At 36.9% G+C, this 18,756-nt stretch carries 19 protein-coding genes, 2 tRNA genes and 2 pseudogenes; 9 read left to right on the top strand and 14 right to left on the bottom strand.

What is annotated here, in order from left to right; all coding sequences use genetic code 11:
• The 3 genes from ACOI1C_RS21085 to ACOI1C_RS21075 all read left to right on the top strand — a co-directional run.
• Window positions 1-341: DUF3231 family protein (locus ACOI1C_RS21085; RefSeq protein WP_422512529.1), on the top strand; the 341-nt coding region annotated here is incomplete at its 5' end.
• Between the two features lie 843 nt (window positions 342-1,184).
• A complete protein-coding gene (locus tag ACOI1C_RS21080; protein WP_422512528.1) occupies window positions 1,185-1,892 on the top strand; it encodes a YetF domain-containing protein in 708 nt (235 codons plus the stop codon).
• Window positions 1,893-1,910: 18 nt separating this feature from the next.
• Window positions 1,911-2,276, top strand: a complete 366-nt coding sequence (locus ACOI1C_RS21075) for a DUF4363 family protein (protein WP_422512527.1) — start codon at window positions 1,911-1,913, stop codon at window positions 2,274-2,276.
• Window positions 2,277-2,668: 392 nt separating this feature from the next.
• Here ACOI1C_RS21075 and ACOI1C_RS21070 read toward each other — a convergent pair.
• Window positions 2,669-3,205 (bottom strand): annotated as a pseudogene (locus tag ACOI1C_RS21070) (cupin domain-containing protein); the annotation flags it as partial.
• Window positions 3,206-3,732: 527 nt separating this feature from the next.
• On the opposite strand from ACOI1C_RS21070, the gene ACOI1C_RS21065 reads away from it, so the two are divergent.
• Window positions 3,733-4,137 (top strand): tyrosine-type recombinase/integrase, encoded by a 405-nt coding sequence (locus ACOI1C_RS21065; protein ID WP_422512531.1) that lies wholly within the window; start codon window positions 3,733-3,735, stop codon window positions 4,135-4,137.
• 211 nt (window positions 4,138-4,348) lie between these two features.
• On the opposite strand, the gene groL is transcribed toward ACOI1C_RS21065, so the two are convergent.
• Both groL and groES read right to left on the bottom strand, forming a co-directional pair.
• Complete coding sequence (gene groL / locus ACOI1C_RS21060) at window positions 4,349-5,974, bottom strand: chaperonin GroEL (RefSeq protein ID WP_422512526.1); 1,626 nt, start codon at window positions 5,972-5,974, stop codon at window positions 4,349-4,351.
• Between the two features lie 81 nt (window positions 5,975-6,055).
• Window positions 6,056-6,340, bottom strand: coding sequence for a co-chaperone GroES (groES, locus tag ACOI1C_RS21055; protein ID WP_422512525.1), 285 nt, complete (start codon window positions 6,338-6,340; stop codon window positions 6,056-6,058).
• Between the two features lie 329 nt (window positions 6,341-6,669).
• On the opposite strand from groES, the gene ACOI1C_RS21050 reads away from it, so the two are divergent.
• Window positions 6,670-7,401: a CPBP family intramembrane glutamic endopeptidase gene (locus tag ACOI1C_RS21050; protein WP_422512524.1), complete on the top strand. Its 732-nt coding sequence runs from the start codon at window positions 6,670-6,672 to the stop codon at window positions 7,399-7,401.
• 21 nt (window positions 7,402-7,422) lie between these two features.
• Window positions 7,423-7,620, top strand: a complete 198-nt coding sequence (locus ACOI1C_RS21045) for a YdiK family protein (RefSeq protein WP_422512523.1) — start codon at window positions 7,423-7,425, stop codon at window positions 7,618-7,620.
• Between the two features lie 31 nt (window positions 7,621-7,651).
• Here ACOI1C_RS21045 and tatC read toward each other — a convergent pair whose 3' ends face one another.
• From tatC to moaC, 4 genes are read right to left on the bottom strand one after another with little or no spacing between them, the layout of a single operon-like run.
• Window positions 7,652-8,404 (bottom strand): twin-arginine translocase subunit TatC, encoded by a 753-nt coding sequence (gene tatC / locus ACOI1C_RS21040; RefSeq protein WP_422512522.1) that lies wholly within the window; start codon window positions 8,402-8,404, stop codon window positions 7,652-7,654.
• Window positions 8,405-8,421: 17 nt separating this feature from the next.
• On the bottom strand, window positions 8,422-8,598 hold the full coding sequence (locus ACOI1C_RS21035; RefSeq protein WP_422512521.1) for a twin-arginine translocase TatA/TatE family subunit: 177 nt from the start codon (window positions 8,596-8,598) through the stop codon (window positions 8,422-8,424).
• Between the two features lie 45 nt (window positions 8,599-8,643).
• Window positions 8,644-9,282, bottom strand: a complete 639-nt coding sequence (locus ACOI1C_RS21030; protein ID WP_422512520.1) for a redox-sensing transcriptional repressor Rex — start codon at window positions 9,280-9,282, stop codon at window positions 8,644-8,646.
• Between the two features lie 19 nt (window positions 9,283-9,301).
• Window positions 9,302-9,784 carry a cyclic pyranopterin monophosphate synthase MoaC gene (moaC, locus tag ACOI1C_RS21025; protein ID WP_422512519.1) on the bottom strand — a complete coding sequence of 161 codons (483 nt, stop codon included), beginning with the start codon at window positions 9,782-9,784 and terminating at the stop codon, window positions 9,302-9,304.
• A 170-nt stretch (window positions 9,785-9,954) separates the two neighbouring features.
• Here moaC and ACOI1C_RS21020 point away from each other — a divergent pair, with 170 nt between their 5' ends.
• The 3 genes and pseudogenes from ACOI1C_RS21020 (at window position 9,955) to ACOI1C_RS21010 (ending at window position 13,517) form a co-directional block, all read left to right on the top strand.
• Window positions 9,955-11,895: an ABC-F family ATP-binding cassette domain-containing protein gene (locus tag ACOI1C_RS21020; protein ID WP_422512518.1), complete on the top strand. Its 1,941-nt coding sequence runs from the start codon at window positions 9,955-9,957 to the stop codon at window positions 11,893-11,895.
• Window positions 11,896-12,203: 308 nt separating this feature from the next.
• Window positions 12,204-12,731 (top strand): annotated as a pseudogene (locus ACOI1C_RS21015) (protoglobin domain-containing protein); the annotation flags it as partial.
• 228 nt (window positions 12,732-12,959) lie between these two features.
• Entirely contained in the window at window positions 12,960-13,517 is a 558-nt protein-coding gene (locus ACOI1C_RS21010; RefSeq protein WP_422512530.1) for a methyl-accepting chemotaxis protein, read from the top strand.
• 69 nt (window positions 13,518-13,586) lie between these two features.
• Here the strand turns inward: ACOI1C_RS21010 and tsaD are convergent, their stop codons facing one another.
• From tsaD to ACOI1C_RS20975, 7 genes are all read right to left on the bottom strand, one after another.
• Window positions 13,587-14,603 (bottom strand): tRNA (adenosine(37)-N6)-threonylcarbamoyltransferase complex transferase subunit TsaD, encoded by a 1,017-nt coding sequence (tsaD, locus tag ACOI1C_RS21005; protein WP_422512517.1) that lies wholly within the window; start codon window positions 14,601-14,603, stop codon window positions 13,587-13,589.
• A complete protein-coding gene (gene rimI, locus ACOI1C_RS21000) occupies window positions 14,575-15,045 on the bottom strand; it encodes a ribosomal protein S18-alanine N-acetyltransferase (RefSeq protein WP_422512516.1) in 471 nt (156 codons plus the stop codon). The genes tsaD and rimI overlap by 29 nt, the downstream gene beginning before the upstream one ends.
• A gap of 13 nt (window positions 15,046-15,058) precedes the next feature.
• Window positions 15,059-15,757, bottom strand: a complete 699-nt coding sequence (tsaB, locus tag ACOI1C_RS20995; protein WP_422512515.1) for a tRNA (adenosine(37)-N6)-threonylcarbamoyltransferase complex dimerization subunit type 1 TsaB — start codon at window positions 15,755-15,757, stop codon at window positions 15,059-15,061.
• A complete protein-coding gene (gene tsaE, locus ACOI1C_RS20990) occupies window positions 15,738-16,211 on the bottom strand; it encodes a tRNA (adenosine(37)-N6)-threonylcarbamoyltransferase complex ATPase subunit type 1 TsaE (protein WP_422512514.1) in 474 nt (157 codons plus the stop codon). The genes tsaB and tsaE overlap by 20 nt, the downstream gene beginning before the upstream one ends.
• Window positions 16,212-16,591: 380 nt before the next feature.
• Window positions 16,592-16,667: transfer RNA gene (locus tag ACOI1C_RS20985), tRNA-Asp, on the bottom strand.
• 11 nt (window positions 16,668-16,678) lie between these two features.
• Window positions 16,679-16,755, bottom strand: a tRNA-Met gene (locus ACOI1C_RS20980).
• Between the two features lie 172 nt (window positions 16,756-16,927).
• A complete protein-coding gene (locus ACOI1C_RS20975) occupies window positions 16,928-18,067 on the bottom strand; it encodes a trans-sulfuration enzyme family protein (RefSeq protein WP_422512513.1) in 1,140 nt (379 codons plus the stop codon).
• Window positions 18,068-18,756: the final 689 nt, after the last annotated feature.

The following is an 18,756-nucleotide window of genomic DNA, read 5'->3' as shown; positions in this document are numbered from 1 at the left end:
CAAAGGGAAAAGAACTAGCTAAAAAACAAATAAAAACTTTTGAGGAGATTCTCCTAGATGCTTATGTTCATGTTTCTGCTACTTCTGGAAGTACAGTTACTACTTCGACGACAGCTCCTTTTTCACAGAAACTTATGATGTTTTGTATTTATTTACTAAATGGATTCGGACTTGTCGGAAATAGTTTTGGCTCCATTTTCAGTATGAGAAGTGATTTAAAAGTGAAACAAGCCATAGTAGCTAAAGATATTTTCTTTTACGCTAATGAAGGAATTAAAATTATGATAAAAAACGGATGGATGGAGGAACCTCCACAAATGGAGGATAGATCTGTGAAATAATAAAAAAGCAAACTGAATTTTTTACAAAAAAAAGGTTTAATACTATCAATGTTCTAAGTTTAGGTAGAATCATTTTGTTTATCAGATAAATAATAAACATAGTGTTATAACTTAACACTAAACCTAATGTGGAGGGATATACTTTGAATATTCTCATTAGCTTATTTTCAACCTTAATTTAATTAATTTGATTATTAAAGTTGCATTCTTCTTAGAAAATACAAATTCTAGATTTAATTTATTTTTTAAGATGCCATCTTTAAGATAAGCATTGGAAATTCAAAAAGTATAGTCTATTTCACACTACATACGAAAAGGTAAGCACTTTAAATGCTTACCTTTTCGTATAATCACTTTTGTAGAACGCACTTTAAAAAAGTTAAATAAAAAAATAAGAATTTTCACCAAATTTACAACCCACTATTTCAATGTTCTTCTTCATCCATTAAACTTCAGTTTACCTTATGTACATTCTTTCAAAAGTTCCTCTAAAAAGAAGTTATTTGTTGCGCAGAAAGGCTAAAAGTAATGACAGAGAAGTATGAGCAACTGGATAGGTTACACTTAATTGGACAGATAAATTAAGGTCAAGTAGACTACAAGTAATAATATTGAGTAGAATCTACTATGACAAAAAGAGAGCGACGAACGTTTACATCTGAGTTTATACATTCATCCCTATCCCCATCAATGACATCCTTCATAAATTATAAGCTAGCCTTTATGCAAAAGACCTGTAAGCCTTTTACTCGAATATCCTACTACTGAATTTTTTTTGGGTAATACTACAAATAGTTACTAATTAAGGAGGCTCTTTTTACGTTTGATGAAGCCCTTGTAGTCTTGGTAAGAGTTATTATATCTTTTTTCACTCTATTAATTTTCACTCGAGTCCTTGGAAAACAAGAAGTCGGACAATTAACATTTTTTGACTATATTAACGGTATTACAATTGGTTCCATTGCAGCCACTTTGGCCACAGACCTTTCTTCAAAAGCTTGGGCTCATTGGGTGGGATTAACCGGTTATGCACTATTATCTTTTCTTTTACAATATATCACTGTAAAAAATCGATACTTAGGAAAAGTGTTAGATGGTGAACCGACTGTAGTTATTGAAAATGGAACAATTTTAGAAAAGAATCTATTGAAGATGCGTATTAAAATGGGTGAGTTAATGATGCTTCTTCGAGATAAGGAAATTTTTGATAATACTCAGGTTGAATTTGCTATAGTCGAAGTGAATGGTAAATTATCAGTATTACAAAAAGCAGAGTTTCTTCCAGTAACTCCTAAGGACATAAAAATTCTCAGTTCACCAAATGGTCTGGCAACAGAGATTATCCAGGATGGTATAGTTATTGAGCAAAATTTAATACAGCGAAAAAAAGATATGGATTGGTTAAACCAGAAATTAAGGGCAAATGGAATTGATGATGTACAAAAGGTTTTTTATGCATTAATTTTACCAAACGGAAAATTATATGTTGATAAATATGAAGACCAAATAAGTAAAGAATCAGGTATTGGAGACTACGAAGGTACATTTTAAATTTAAGAGGGTGAACACATGAAAAAGTTTTTATTATATTTTATCCCAATTTTTACAATTACTTCTTTTATTTTCATTTTGAACAGTGGCTTTTGGTTAAAAAAACCATTTGGAAATGACGATCAGTTATATGAGGCTGTTCACAAAATAGAAGTTGCCGTAAAAGAAAAACAATGGGATACTGCTAAAGAAAATATAGAATATGCTGAAACTGCGTGGAGAAAGATTGTCCGAAGAATTCAATTTAGTGTAGAAAAAGAATATATAATTGATATAAGTGGTACACTTTCCCGAATAAAAGGGGTTATAGAAGGTAAAGATGAAAAAGCAATAATGGAAGAGACATATTATTTTTATGAACTATGGGATAATTTAGCAAAATAGATGAAAAATAATTTCAACCTAAGAAAATAAAAGAAACTCGTTGGTAGGTAATTGAACTACTACAAAAGGACCACCAACTGGTAGTCCTCAACATTTAAATAATCTTTTTCTGATTATTCGCTTCTACTTTTTCTTTAGATATTTTTGCTTTGCTGAAGAAGCTTGGATTTCCCTATACGTTCCCATTCTTCTACAGTTTCATAAGCTTTTTCAGGAGAATACCCTTTCCCTACAAGAACTCCCATTAGAACAAATTCTTGAAGAATGTGTGTAGCATTTATTCCTCTTTTAACATCCTCTAATCCTTCATTTACCAAAAATTCCGTGTACCGTATCCAATCATCAGGAGTCCTACCAAAAACAGCTGTATTTCCATTGCTATGACCGTTGCCCTCTTCCTCAGCCATTGCATCAGCTTTCGTTACATGAACTGTCCCAAATGGATGGTTAGGAGGAGCGTATATCGAGTAAAGTTTTAGTGGGGTATTCCCTGTATTGGTTAGATTATGCCAGGTTCCAGCAGGTATTACGATTGCAGAGTCATCATAAACATACTTTTGAAAGTTTAAATTGTCTTTACTCTTACCCATTTGAACAATCCCTTGTCCTTGCTCAATCCGTAAGAATTGGTCAACATCAGGGTGCATTTCTAAACCAATGTCTTCACCAACATTTAAACTCATTAAAGTAACTTGAAACTGTGTTCCAGTCCATAAAGCAGTACGAAATGTATTGTTTTGCTTTGTTGCCTCATTGATATTAATAACAAATGAGTTTGGTCCATAGTCATTTAACATGTTGGAAGACCGAGAAGGATAATACCCGTTTATATTATCATAAGTCCAGTTGCTTGACTGACTGCTATAATTATATCTTGGTGCATTCGCATAATAAGAATAATTTGGATACAAATAAGGATTACTGTACATTTTCTCAATTCCTTTCCTAATTTATAAAATTATCCTATGCAATGTTTAAGGAGATGTACTTAGATATTATTCTTAAGATATAACCTGACTATTAATTCTATTGTGAATTGAATAATCTCAAATTGGAAATTACGCATGTTTGTAACAAAAAATCTGAAAGAGAGGTTTTGCAATGAAGGACATTTTTACAGAAGAGGCTGTATATGCATAAAGAAAAAATGCACATATGGTTCAAAGTGGGCTTTTACCGTTTATATTGGAATAGATTCAATCACCGCAAAAAAGGAAGCAAAAGGTAAGCAGCGGTTATAACACTAGGCAACAAGCTGAATCAGTTGCTAACACTCTCATCCATGAGTTAGACCTGAAGAAACAGATAAAACATTCAGCGATTTTGCAAAAGAATGGCTTCCCATCTATAGCGGAGCAAAAGATAAAAACCGTGTACAATTAGAGTTCGGCTTCATGAGATTTGCAAGTTGTTACCTTATTTTTCAAAAATAAAACTAAAGGATATTACGCGAAATATGTATCAGAATGCTCTAAATGATTTAAAAGATCATGGATATTCTGATAGCACAATAGAGGGAATTAATAGAACAGGACGAATGAGTCATCAAGCGATTAGGGATGAATACTACAATAAAGACTTCATATTTGGCAAAATGGAGCGACAATTCGGTTATCCTATTGTCATTAAAACAGTCCGAAACCGAATGAAAAGAATCCTTACCATTTCTGGTTTAAATACTGAACTAACACCACATAGTCTAAGACACACCCATATGTCACTTCTTGCCGAGGCACGTGTCTCGCTCGGACAGATCATGGATAGACTTGATTATATTGATGATCAAATTACGAAAAATGTATATCTCCATGTACCCCAAGAAATGAAAAAGAAGCCTCTCAAAAGTTCGCTGAACTCATGAGAAGCCTCCGTTAATTTACCTCAATGTTAACAAACCACTCTCAACTTACTAGAAAACCCAGTCATATCAAGAGTTTGGGGGCGTTATGTCTAGCTCCAGCGGCTAGCCCCTCGAGGTCATAAGTCACTCTTGGAATGAAGGCAAAGAGCACCTTCTTTCCTAGATGCCTTATGCTTGTCGGGGCTGAACAAGCCGCTTCCACTTTTCTTTATTACATCATGCCGCCCATTCCACCCATACCGCCCATATCAGGCATTCCAGGTGAAGCTTCTTTAATGTCAGCTACTACTGCTTCAGTTGTTAAGAACATTGCTGAAACAGATGCAGCGTTTTGTAGTGCATAACGTGTTACCTTCGTTGGATCAACGATACCCGCTTCAAACATGTTTACCCATTCACCAGTAGCTGCATTATAACCAACGCCAACTGGTTCTTTCTTTAGACGCTCAACAATAACAGATCCTTCAAGACCTGCGTTGTGTGCGATTTGACGAACTGGTTCTTCTAGTGCACGAAGGACGATTTTAACTCCAGTTAGCTCGTCACCTTCAGCTTGGATAGCTGCAACCTTGTTGTATACGTTCACTAGTGCAGTACCACCACCAGATACGATTCCTTCTTCAACTGCTGCACGAGTTGCGTTTAGTGCATCTTCAATACGAAGTTTACGTTCTTTAAGTTCCGTTTCAGTAGCAGCACCAACTTTGATTACGGCAACTCCACCTGCAAGCTTAGCAAGACGCTCTTGTAATTTTTCTTTATCGAATTCTGAAGTTGATTCTTCTAATTGCATACGAATTTGCTTCACGCGAGATGCGATATTAGCAGAATCCCCTTTACCTTCTACGATTGTTGTATGTTCTTTCGTTACAACAACTTTCGTAGCACGACCTAATTGCGCAATTGTAGCTGATTTAAGCTCTAAACCTAAATCTTCCGTGATTACTTCTCCACCAGTTAGAACAGCGATATCTTCAAGCATGGCTTTACGACGGTCACCGAATCCAGGAGCCTTAACAGCCACTGCATTGAATGTTCCACGAAGTTTATTCACAACTAGAGTAGCTAGTGCTTCACCTTCAACATCTTCAGCAACTAATAGAAGTGGCTTACCTTGTTGAACAACTTGCTCAAGCACAGGTAAGATTTCTTGGATGCTTGCAATTTTCTTGTCCGTAATTAGGATATATGGATTTTCAAGAACAGCTTCCATTTTATCTGAGTCAGTTACCATATAAGGAGATGCATATCCACGATCGAATTGCATACCTTCTACAACTTCTAATTCAGTTGTGAAGCCTTTTGATTCTTCAATCGTGATAACTCCGTCGTTTCCAACGCGCTCCATTGCTTCTGCAATCAATTCCCCTACTTCTTCATCAGAAGAAGAAATTGATGCAACCTGAGCGATTGAAGATTTACCTTCAATTGGCTTTGAGATTGCTTTAAGCTCTTCAACAGCAACCACTACAGCCTTTTCAATTCCTTTACGAACTCCAACTGGGTTTGCTCCAGCTGTTACGTTCTTTAGTCCTTCACGGATCATCGCTTGAGCAAGAACTGTAGCCGTTGTCGTACCGTCACCAGCAACATCATTTGTTTTGCTTGCAACTTCAGCAACTAGTTTAGCACCCATGTTTTCGAACGGATCATCAAGTTCGATTTCTTTTGCGATTGTTACACCGTCATTTGTGATAAGAGGTGAACCGAATTTCTTTTCAAGAACCACGTTACGCCCTTTTGGTCCAAGTGTTACTTTTACTGCATTTGCAAGAGTATCAACACCACGAAGCATTGCACGACGTGCATCTTCACTGAATTTAATTTCTTTTGCCATGTTACGTTACCCCCTCAAATTTTTATATTAAGTATGTGAAAATTCAGCAATACACCTAAGTGCTGCTTGTTCTAAGTATGATTAACCGATTATAGCTAAGATGTCGTTTTCACGAAGAACTAAATACTCAGAACCTTCATGCTTAACTTCAGTACCTGAATATTTCGAGAAAATGATTCTGTCCCCAGTAGAAACTTCAAGAGCTACGCGCTCACCGTTGTCAAGTACACGACCTGTTCCAACAGCTATAACTCTACCCTCTTGAGGCTTTTCCTTTGCAGAATCCGGTAAAACGATACCGCTAGCAGTTTTTTCTTCCGACTCTACAAGCTCAATAATTACACGATCTCCTAATGGCTTTAACAAGTGAAATAACCTCCTCATAGATCTTTAGTTTTTTATTAGCACTCTAATGTCTTGAGTGCTAATACAATTTATATATTAAATAAACTCGGCTTCTATTGCAAGTATAAACTATCAAAATTAACAAAAGTTTTTACTTTCTTTTTTCGACAGGATTTTTAAACTCACTTCTTCCATTCTGTACTTACTACTATATTTTAAACCTTCAACATACAATAAAAATAATTCCAGCTTCGGACATGCTAACAGTAAGGAGATATCATTATTTTTACGTATAATTCTGTGTTACAATACGAAAGGTAAAATGAAGACAGATAAAGGAGAACAAAACCTTGGAGAAACGACATTGGTACGTACTATTAACGTACATCATTATGCACTTTTCTAGTATATTAGGTGTTCCATTACTATATAATCTTGGTGTTCGTCCAAAAGAAGAGGCCATTGCTTACTGGTTGATCTACAGCTTTTTTACAGCTATGGTGATTATCCTGCTCTTACTTCGAAAGGACATGCAAGTAACTGAACAACGCAAGGACAAAAGCACAATTTCAGTAGCATTACTATGGTCGATTGCCGGGGTATTTTTAGCCCTATTTTCTCAAGGAATTGCAGCAGCTATTGAAAGCCAACTTTTCGGTATTGAACCTGGCTCGGAAAATACAGATGTTTTAATTGAATTTGCAAGGATAACTCCATTATTTATCGTAGTGACCTCCATTATTGGGCCAATCCTTGAAGAAATTATATTTAGAAAATTATTATTTGGAAACCTACATAAGAGATTTAATTTTTTTATCTCGGCTCTCCTAAGTTCTTTCATCTTTGGGATTGTACATATGGATTTCTCACACATCCTCATTTATACAGCCATGGGCTTCACTTTTGCCTTTTTATATGTCCGAACGAAACGAATTATCGTACCCATCATCGCACATGTTTCGATGAATACTCTTGTTATATTAATCCAGCTTGTTTATAAGGAAGATATCGAAAAATATCAAGAACAATTAGAGACGATGCAATCGTTTATTACTCTATTTTTGTTTAATGTTTCACTTTAAGTACTTGGAGGATTTGAGATCATGCGTACATCACCATTTATTATGGGACTTCTCTATTTAGGAATGGGGATTGTCTTCACGGTTCTAGCTATTCAAAATAAAACTGAAACCATCTGGAATTTTTATACGATCGTATTAATTCTTGTGGCGACCTTTGATTTTGGTGTTTCCATTCGAATGTTTGCACTAAGCAGAAAAATAAAAAAGGCAAAAAAATAAACTCCATTTTAAAAATGGAGTTTTTTCATGTTTATTTTTCAACTTCGTCAATTTCAGCAACCTCTGCCTTCATTTTCTTCCTGTAAGCACCTCTGGAGATTAAAATGCTAATTTCATAAAGGATAAACAAAGGAATTGATACCATCAAATGTGAGATAATCTCGGGTGGCGTAATAAAGGCCGCAATGACAAGTAAAACGAAGTAAGCATATTTTCTGGATTTTGACAGGTAAGCTGGTGTCACAATTCCAAGCCGTGTTAAAAACATGATCACGACTGGAAGTTGAAACAACAAACCAAAAGGTAGTGTTAACTGAAATAAGAACTCAAAGTATTCATTGATCCCGATGACCTGCTCAATAGCTAGTCGATCCGATAACTGAGTCATAAATTCAACGACAAAGGGAAACAAAATAAAATAAGAAAAGGATAGTCCTGCTAAAAACAAAAATAAGGACATCGGAATATAGCTTAATGTAACCTTACGTTCCTTTTTATACAATCCTGGGCTAATGAAAGCCCACAATTGAAACAATATAATTGGAAACGTCACAATAAAGGCAATAATGAACGCAAATTCCATATAGATTTTAATAGGATCTGTTAACCGGAATGCATTCATCGTCAATTCCTTCGCTTCATCCGCTCTTTGCAAGAATAAAATAAAGTGCTCGACTACAAATAAACTCCCTACGAAGGCGACGACGAAAAAAATAAACACGATGACAAGTCGTTTTCTTAGTTCACCAATATGGTCATATACGGACATCTCATTTTGATTCATATATTCTCATCCTAACCTTACTTGTTACCTTCTTTTTTCTTTTCATCTTCATCATCATCTACTAAACCTTTAGTTGCATTTTTAAATTCACGTAGTGTATTACCCGCTGCTTTACCAAGTTCAGGTAGCTTTTTCGGTCCAAAAATTAGAACAGCCACACCCGCTATTAATAAGAGACTTCCTGGTCCAACCATCTCTTCCACCTCCTTTTAGTTTAGGATCTTTTCGTAAACCTTTGCTTAGTCTAATGGATAGTTCTTTAAAAAATAAACCAATGATTGTAATTCTACTGCAAGATCAATGTGATGAATTCGAACCACCTGTGGAACATTAATCCTCGCTGGAGTAAAATTGAGTATTCCCTTGATCCCTAGGTTGACAAGTCTGTCTGTAATTTGCTGTGCCACTGGGGCAGGTACCGTCAAAATGGCAATAGATACATTCTCTTCTAATCGTGTTTCGAGGTCATCCAAATGAAAAATAGGAACTCCACCTATTTCATTCCCCACTAAGCCGGTATTAATATCAAAAGCCATTACTACTTTCATACTATTATTTTTGATAAAATTATAGTTTAAGAAAGCAGTTCCTAGATTACCTACACCAATTAGTGTAACCTTCGTTACCTCGTCTTGATCCAATGTTTTCCGGAAAAAGGTCAATAAATATTGAATATTGTAACCGTATCCTTTTTTCCCCAAGGCTCCGAAATAAGAAAAATCTCTTCGGATTGTCGCTGAGTCTACTTTTACAGCCTCACTTAATTCTGCAGATGAAACCCGCTGTTTCCCTGATAAATATAAATTCTTTAAAAAACGATAATATAGTGGTAACCGTTTAGCCGTAGCCTGTGGTATTTTCGTTTGTTCTTGATTCACTAGTTATCACCCATCTATTCTACTCTCGATGAAAGTCTCCACTCTTTCCTCCGGTTTTTTCCATTAGGAAGGTGGGGCCAATAATCATGCCCTTATCAACCGCTTTACACATATCGTAGACTGTTAAGGCACAAACTGAAACGGCTGTTAGAGCTTCCATTTCAACACCTGTACTGCCCTTTGTCTTTACTTCACCATCTATTAGTAATACATAATTGCTACCCTTTTGCTCCCAATTAAACGATAGGTTAACACCCTTAATTGGTATAGGATGACACATCGGAATTAAATCAGGAGTACGTTTAGCCGCCATGATACCTGCTACTTGCGCAACAGCTAGCACATCTCCCTTTTCCATCTTCGAGTGAAGGATCTTCTGATAGATTTCATCAGATACCTCAATACTAGACCTTGCTATAGCTGTTCGAACAGAGTCTGTCTTAGAAGAAATATCGACCATTTTCGCATGGCCTTGTTCATTAAAGTGTGTGAATTCAGACATACGAAACCCTCCTCAAGTCAGTTTTCCTCACTATGACTATACACTATTTCCTCAAGCTTGACGAATTGCACCTGTGAACAATTTAGGAATTGTGAAATCCCATCATCTCTTTAGTTGCTCGTTTCCTAAAAAATATATACACTAATAATAGGAAACTCGAGGTGAATACCATGATTTTATTACAGCTCAATCAAATTACAAAATACTTTGGCTCTGAGCTTATTTTATCGAATATAAAACTTGAAGTACAATCAAGGGATCGCATTGCTCTCGTTGGTAGAAATGGTGCCGGGAAATCAACCCTTCTAAAGATCATTGCGGGCATACATTCACAAGACAGTGGTGAAATCATTAAACCAAAGGACGTCACAATTGGCTATTTAGCTCAACATACAGGCTTAGATACTCATCATTCCATATGGGATGAAATGCTTACAGTTTTTTCTCATTTGAAGTTACAAGAAAGAGAACTTCGTCAAATGGAAACACAAATGGGTGAGCCCGCTCTTTATGAGGATCAAACTCGTTACAATCGAGTGTTAAAAGAATATGATTTGCTACAAGAGCAATTCAAACAAAACGGTGGCTACCAATATGAATCTGACATCCGTTCAGTTCTTCATGGCTTAGGCTTTGCTCACTTTGATACGACTACTTCCATATCTTCACTAAGTGGTGGTCAAAAAACGAGACTTGCCTTAGGTAAGTTGCTTTTAACAAAGCCTAATTTATTAATTTTGGACGAGCCGACAAACCATTTGGATATGGCTACACTCTCTTGGTTAGAACAATATTTGAGCTCCTACCCTGGCGCCATCCTAATCGTTTCACATGACCGGTACTTTTTAGATAAAGTAGTAGGACAAGTTTACGAAATATCAAGAAACACCATCCATAAATTCTACGGTAATTATAGTAAATACCTGATTCAAAAAGCAGAAACCTATGAACGAGACGTCAAGCAGTTTGACAAGCAACAGGACGAAGTCGCTAAACTAAAAGACTTTATTCAACGAAACATGGCAAGGGCCTCCACAACGAAACGTGCGCAAAGCAGAAAGAAACAGCTAGACCGAATGTCCCTTCTGGATCGCCCTGCTGGTGATGAGAAATCGGCAAGCTTCCATTTTAATATAGACCGTCAAAGCGGCAATGATGTTGTTCGAGTCAATGATGTAGCCATAACCTACGACGAAAAAAATCCAACCATTGAACACGTTACCTTTTCTCTCAAGCGTGGTGATAGCATTGCCTTAATAGGTCCAAACGGGGTTGGAAAATCAAGCTTACTCAAAGGGATTATCAGCAAAATCTCACTTAGCTCTGGCTCTGTTCATTTTGGATCCAATGTAACAGTTGGGTATTATGATCAAGAACAAGCCAACCTCAAATCAAATAAACGCGTTTTAAATGAATTATGGGATGAATACCCACTTACTCCTGAAAAAGATATACGAACCATACTCGGGAACTTTTTATTTTCAGGAGATGACGTTCTTAAGGAAGTTTCCTCTTTAAGTGGTGGTGAAAAAGCTAGGTTAGCATTATCTAAGCTTATGATGCAAAAGGCAAATTTATTGATTTTAGATGAGCCAACTAACCATCTGGACTTAGATAGTAAAGAGATTCTAGAAAATGCACTCATCGATTACCCAGGAACGATTCTTTTTGTATCCCATGATCGTTACTTCATCAATCGACTTGCGACAAAAGTGCTTGAATTGGAGCGACTTGGTGCAACAGAATTCCTTGGGGATTATGATTATTATCTTGAGAAAAAACAACTGTTATTAGATATAGAGCAATTAGAAAAGAAATCTGTTTTGACAACTACCACACCTGTGAGTAAAGAAGAGAAACGTAGCTTCGAGGAAGAAAAAGAAATCAAACGGCAAGAACGACAGCGACAGCGAAGAATTGAAGAAATAGAGAAAGAAATAGCCACACTTGAAGAAGTAATCACCACAAATGAGGAAAAGCTCTGTGACCCGGAAATTTTTCAGCTTCATGAAGTGGTTACACAATTAAATGAAGAAAATAACAAAGCAAATAATCAACTTGAACAACTAATGGAAGAGTGGGAGCAATTGTTAGAGAAAACTAAATCATAGCTGTGGATAAATTCTCTGCACTTTGCTATAAAACTCTTATAAATAGAAATATTTCCCTTATATAACACTTAAAAAGCCAACGGTTTAGTCGTCGGCTTTTTTTTATCCACATATCCACAATCTTATCCACAATATCAACAGCTGTCTATAAAGGGCTATTTAGTCTTATCCACATAATGCACATCTACTTTTCCACATACCCACAGGAAATCGACAATATTCTCTTTATTTCAACACATTGAAAATTGATAAAACATACTCTATCATCTATGATATTATTAAAATGTTAGACACTAGGGGGAATTTAAATGTTGTTCAAGAAGTTACAAGCTAAGCAACAAAGTTATATAGCAACAATGGAATATGAGCATAAAAAGGTTATTCAATTAAGTCAGCCTGAATTATCCGAGCGTTTACGATATATGGACTTCCATTCTGAGCACCTACAAACTTTAAAAGAGATTCAGCCTGCTATTCTTGCTGTTTTAGATGAAGTTTTAGAAAAAGTATTGGATCATTTATATGAAAGTAAAACCCTAACAATGATTGCAGAAAAGACTACAAGAGAACGCTTAAAGGCTGTTTTTGTTGCTTATTTTAGAAGTGTTTTTAGTGGAGACATCAACGAAGAATACCTACAAATGCGCTCACGAATTGGGGCAACACATAATAAACAAAGCTTGCCACTTGATTGGTTCCTTGCTACCTATTCAGCCGTTCAAACGCTTGTATTACCAAAGCTTGTTGAACACTTTCAATCGGATCCTGCACAACTGACAAAAGTATTGCTATCTGTTACTCATGTATTAAATTTTGATGCACAATTAGTCGCTGGACATTATGTAAACAGGCGTATCCAAGAGGTTAATGAATTAAACGATAGAAATAAGGCACTTCAAAAAGAACTAACAATTATTAGCCAAGAAGTCGCAGCTTCCGTCGAACAAACAGAGGCTTCCCTTCAAGAAACAAGTAACCGTGCACAGCAAGTTAGAAAAGAAACAGAACATACACAAAAAAGCAGTCAAAATCTAGTTACCTTAACCAATCAAAACGAACAACAAATGGATCAAATGCTACACTCCTTCAATGAAGTCATAACTCAAGTGCACGAATCTATTACAAGTATGAATTCTTTAAAGAAAATTTCCGAAAACATTACTAGTATGACAAAAGAAATCGAGTCCATTGCGGATCAAACCAATTTATTAGCCTTAAATGCTTCAATCGAAGCTGCTCGTGCTGGTGAGCACGGAAAAGGATTTGCCGTTGTAGCAAGTGAAGTTCGTAAGCTTGCTGAAGGATCAAAAGGAATAAGCAACAATATTCATTCCTTAACAGTTGAAAGTCATAACACCGTTTCAAATCTAGTAGAACAAATGGTAGTCATGAATGATAAAACAACAGCCTCCTTTCAAAAAATTAATAATGTAAAGAGTGGTTTTGTTACGGTAAAAATGGAGATTGATCAATATATCGAATTATTCAATCGAAATAAAACAGATCTTGATTCCATTGTCGATTCTATTCAAGAAATGAGCATATCCACAGGTTCTTTATCTCACTTAGCTACTGAACTCCTGAATACTGCTGAACAAAGTATTGAACCTAAGGGCAAATAAATAAAAACACACTTTCTTATGAACCCCATCTTGTAGTATGGATTCATCAATAGAAGGTGTGTTTTTTCTTTAAAAAGATTTTAATTCTAGTCCTGGGTTTGCATTCATGTCTAATTGAGCCCGTTTTCCCTTTTCATAGGCTATGCTTCCAACTGCCGCAATCATAGCTGCATTATCTGTGCATAATGATAGTGGTGGCATGACTAGCTCGACATGTTGAAGCTCCTGAAATTTAGACTCGAGACTAGACCTAAGGCCTTTATTTGCAGCAACTCCACCAGCAAGTAGGACTTGCTTCACCCCATATTCTTTTGTTGCTCTCATCGTTTTCGTTACTAACACATCAATGACACTTTCTTGAAAGCTAGCAGCTAAGTCCTCTGGCTTGATCTCTTCCTCGCGCTGTTTCGCATTATGAAGTGTATTAATTACCGCTGACTTTAATCCACTAAAGCTAAAATCATAAGAATCTGGTTCTAACCACGCTCGCGGTAACTTAATGGTCACTTCGCCAACATGTGCTAAACGATCTATGTGTGGCCCACCTGGATATGGTAGGTTTAAGGTTCTCGCCACTTTGTCGTAGGCCTCACCAGCCGCATCATCCCTTGTCTCCCCAATTACCTCAAACGAGCCGTGTTCTTTCATCAATATCAACTCAGTATGTCCACCAGAGACAACCAATGCTAGTAATGGGAAAGTAAATTCTGTTACAAAGCGATTGGCATATATATGGCCTGCAATGTGGTGAACACCAATAAGTGGAATGTTATGTGCAAATGAAATGGCCTTCGCCGCATTAACTCCAATTAACAAAGCTCCAACTAACCCAGGACCTTCAGTTACGGCAATGCCGTCAATATCTTCAAACGTAACATTGGCTTCCTTTATTGCTTCTTCTAGTACTATCGTTAGTTGCTCCACATGATGTCTTGATGCAATCTCAGGGACTACTCCACCAAATCGTTTATGGCTCTCAATTTGAGAGGCCACTACATTTGAAAGAATTTCTCTTCCATCCTTAACTATGGCAACAGCCGTTTCATCACAGCTTGTTTCAATTCCTAATATGATCTGATGTTTCATGTATATTCACCCACATAACTAAGGCATCTTCGCCATTATCTGAATAATAATTTTTTCGGATGCCTCCATTTTCAAATCCTATTTTACGATATAGCGATTGAGCCACCGTATTTGAAACTCGTACCTCTAATGATAATCGCTCTGCACCTAATGCTTTTGCGAGCTCCATTGATTGATTCAATAGTCCTTCACCTAGCTTCCTTCCCCGATATGCAGGGAGAACCGCAATGTTTGTAACATGTGCATCTTCTAGTACAACCCACAATCCACAATACCCAATGATTTGGTCACGTTCCTGCATGACAACATAAGTCGCATAAGGATTATTTACCATCTCATTATAAAATGCTTCACGGCTCCAAGGCACCGCAAATGAAGCAAGCTCTATCACCATGATTTGATCAATATCTGCTGAGGTCATTAATCTATAAGATATATACATTTCTCTAACCTCCTTAATGAGATGACTCATTGGAAGCCAACCAGTTCGCTTCAGCTTCTGCTAAACGAAGATAGCTTGGTACAAAGGAGTGTAAGGGCTCTGCTTCTTTTCTTAACCCGATATAAGCGAGTAACGATGGTCTTGGATTCCAATCAATATAAGGAGAAAATACGGCTTGTTCTCCTAAATGCAGCTGTATAATGGATTGATGCATGGGTAGATCTGCTCCAATAAATAAAATAGGCTCTTGTAGCCCTTTCAACTTCTCTAACCAATCATCAATTAGGATGTTTTGGTCTTCAATTGAGGGAATCATTACTTCCCCATTGAACCGATACAAGCCTGTGTACAATTGGTTTCTTCTAGCATCCATTAAAGGGCAAACATACCCGTTAAAATCCTTGCCGTTCCAAGCCAAGTGCTCCAAGCTTGAAACTCCAATTAGGGGTATATTTAAACTCCAAGCCAATGATTTTGCTATAGAAATACCAATTCTCACACCTGTATAAGAACCAGGTCCCTTTGCCACTACAATTCTATGAAGCATGTTAGGTGTAATATCACAATCACTCATAACTTGCTGAATCGCAGGCATCAATCGGATCGAATGATTTTTTTTTACATTGGTTATGTATTCTCCGATGACCTGCTCATCTTCTGAAAGGGAAACCCCCATTACATAAGTAGACGAATCAATCGATAGTATCTTCATTTGCCATTAACTCCTTGATCAATTCTTCATATCTTTGCCCAGTTGCTTCAATAACTATTTTCCGCCTGCTATCATTTTCTCTAGTAATCATTATTTTCGCTTGTTCAGAGGGGAGCTGATCTAGTATTAAGTGTGCCCACTCCACTACGGTCACACCTTCACCATTAAAATACTCATCAAAGCCTAGATCCTCAAATGAATCCTGTACACGATATACATCCATATGATAGAGGGGGAGTCGACCTGCATACTCTTTAATGATCGTGAAGGTTGGACTATTGATGGTTCTAGTTACATCTAAGCCCTTAGCAAGCCCTTTGGTAAAGGTTGTCTTTCCCGCACCTAAGTCGCCCTCCAATAAAAAGACATCTCTTGGTTTTGTTAATTTCCCAATTTGAAAAGCAAGGCTCATCGTTTCTTCTTCATTATTTGTTATCCACTCATACTTTTTCATTCGATTCCCCATGATTAAAATGATTAAACCCCTTTTTATTCCGCTCAGTAATTTGTTCAACTTTCTTCAAAAAAACTTACAGAGCCTTTTTCAAGATTCCTAATTTTATCCTAAAGATATTTCTAAATTAGCCGAAACATTTGCTTATTAAATAAAATACTAAATTAAGAGTAGAAAGTACTTCTCAATATCTTTCTCACTTAACAGGATATGTAAACCTGTTGATGAGTCTCCTAAGGTACTCGTAACAAATATAATATCTCATGGTTTTGTAAAACAAAAAGACCTTAGGTTTTATCCTAAGGGTATTATATCATTTTCTTATGTTTGGTCTAAAAAAGCAAATAAAAAAAACGAAAGCACTTGTTTCGTTTGAGAAATGGCGGTCCCGACGGGATTCGAACCCGCGATCTCCTGCGTGACAGGCAGGCATGTTAACCGCTACACCACGGGACCATTATGTAATTTGGTTGCGGGGGCAGGATTTGAACCTACGACCTTCGGGTTATGAGCCCGACGAGCTACCAGACTGCTCCACCCCGCGATAATATTAGTATGATGTTGCTCTGAATGCATTTTATTCTACTTAGACGACCATACGTATTAAAGAACAAATCAGTATGCAAAAGTCTTTTTATTAGTAAATGCAGGAATTAAAAAGGCTACAAAAATAATTATACCATAACAATATTAAAAAGGAAAGAGAAAAGTCGATTTTATTTAATCGACTCTTTTATCGCCTCTTTGAAAACAGAAATTATATCATCATCTCGCTCTATACCAACGGAAATACGCACTAATCCTTCTGTAATTCCCAAGGACTCCAATGCTTCTTCTGAGAGGGCACGATGCGAAGTAGCGATAGGATAGGAAACAGTTGTCTCAATTCCTGCAAGTGTAGGAACAATCTTAACCCACTGGAGTGATCCAAAAAAATTTCTCATATCACATTGATTCGTATCTAACTCAATGGTAACCATTGCCCCATTTCCATTTATCGATAAATTAGCAGGATAAAACACTCTCTTGACCCCAAAAACCCCAACTAATCCCTCCGCAAGGTGAGCAGCGTTCATCGCTTGTCTCTCCATTCGAATACTCATGGTTTTTAACCCTCGACAAGCAAGCCAGCTTTCAAAAGGACTCAAATTGGCACCCAAATTAACTAGTTTTTGACTGACCTTTTCCATTAGCTGAGTGCCTCCAACAACAACACCAGCCGTAACATCACTGTGACCACCTATATACTTGGTTGCACTGTGAACAACTAAATCAATTCCATCTAAATAAGGCCTACACATTAGTGGAGTAGCAAAAGTATTATCAATTATAGAGACTAAGTTGAACTCTCTAGCAATCTCAACAATTTGACTAATATTCTCAACACGAAGTAATGGGTTTGTAACCGATTCACTGTAGATAACCTTTGTATTTCCCTTAATTGCATTTCTAATATGTTGCTTGTCCAAGAACGAAACAAATGATGATTCTATTCCAGCATCTCGTAGTTCTTTAGCAATTAATTGAAAGGTGCCACCGTACAGATCCTCATTTGCAATAATATGATCACCAGAGACTGCAACGGCTAGTATGCTCACCAAAATAGCGGAAATACCCGAAGAAGTAGCCACTCCAGTCTCAGCCCCTTCTAATGACGCAACACCATATCCTAGTTCATCCGTATTGGGATTTCCAACTCGAGAATAGAGATAATTACCTTTTCCTTCATAATAACCCTCTAATTCTTCTAGAGACCTAAACGTAAACGCAGACGATTGATAAATTGGCGTAACCTTGCTATGTATTGGTTCAACTTTCTTCTTAGAAAAATGTACATTTTTCGTATAAAAATCCAAAGCTTATCCCCTCACAGTCAAATATTAATTTGACTTTACTCCTATAAAGCAGGAAAGTCAATCATATGTTTGGGTATTATTGGAGTCTTCATTTCAATTATAATATAATTTCTTTCGGAATTCAGATTTTCCTTTTTTTACCGATTAATTACTTTTTTCCCTTTCTCAGACACCAGAGGTCTAGCGATGAAGCTACTCTTAAATTTCATTCACTTCTCACGTACTATCGTATGCTCCGGTCTTCTCTCACTTTCATCCTCTACCTACTTTGCTCCTTTTAGCCCTCACAGTTGTTTATAGGAAGTTTTTACTTGTTATATGGCAATTAAACAGCCCTTCGGGCTAAAATAAAACAAAAAAGCAACTAAATAATGAATTGCTTCTTAATCCTTGCTTGGCATTGTCCTACTCTCACAGGGGAAGTCCCTCAACTACCATCGGCGCTCGAGCTTACCTTCTGAGTTCGGGTTCTGCTAAAATGAGCGTCGAATCTCTTCAACCTAACCAGATCCTCGCGTACCTTCGTACGCTCCGGTCTTCTCTCGCTTGCTTCCTCGACCTTCTTGCTCCTTTTAGCCCTCACAGTTTTTTATAATTTGTATACTACATTTCCTTTGAATATCTCCAGCCTTTCGGGCTACAAAAAAAAGCAGCTATAAATAGCTGCTTCTTTCTCTTTTTGCTTGGCA

Source organism: Bacillus sp. DJP31, from assembly GCF_049310945.1.
Taxonomy (GTDB): domain Bacteria; phylum Bacillota; class Bacilli; order Bacillales; family SA4; genus Bacillus_BS.
This window is presented reverse-complemented; position numbering and strand designations above follow the sequence as displayed.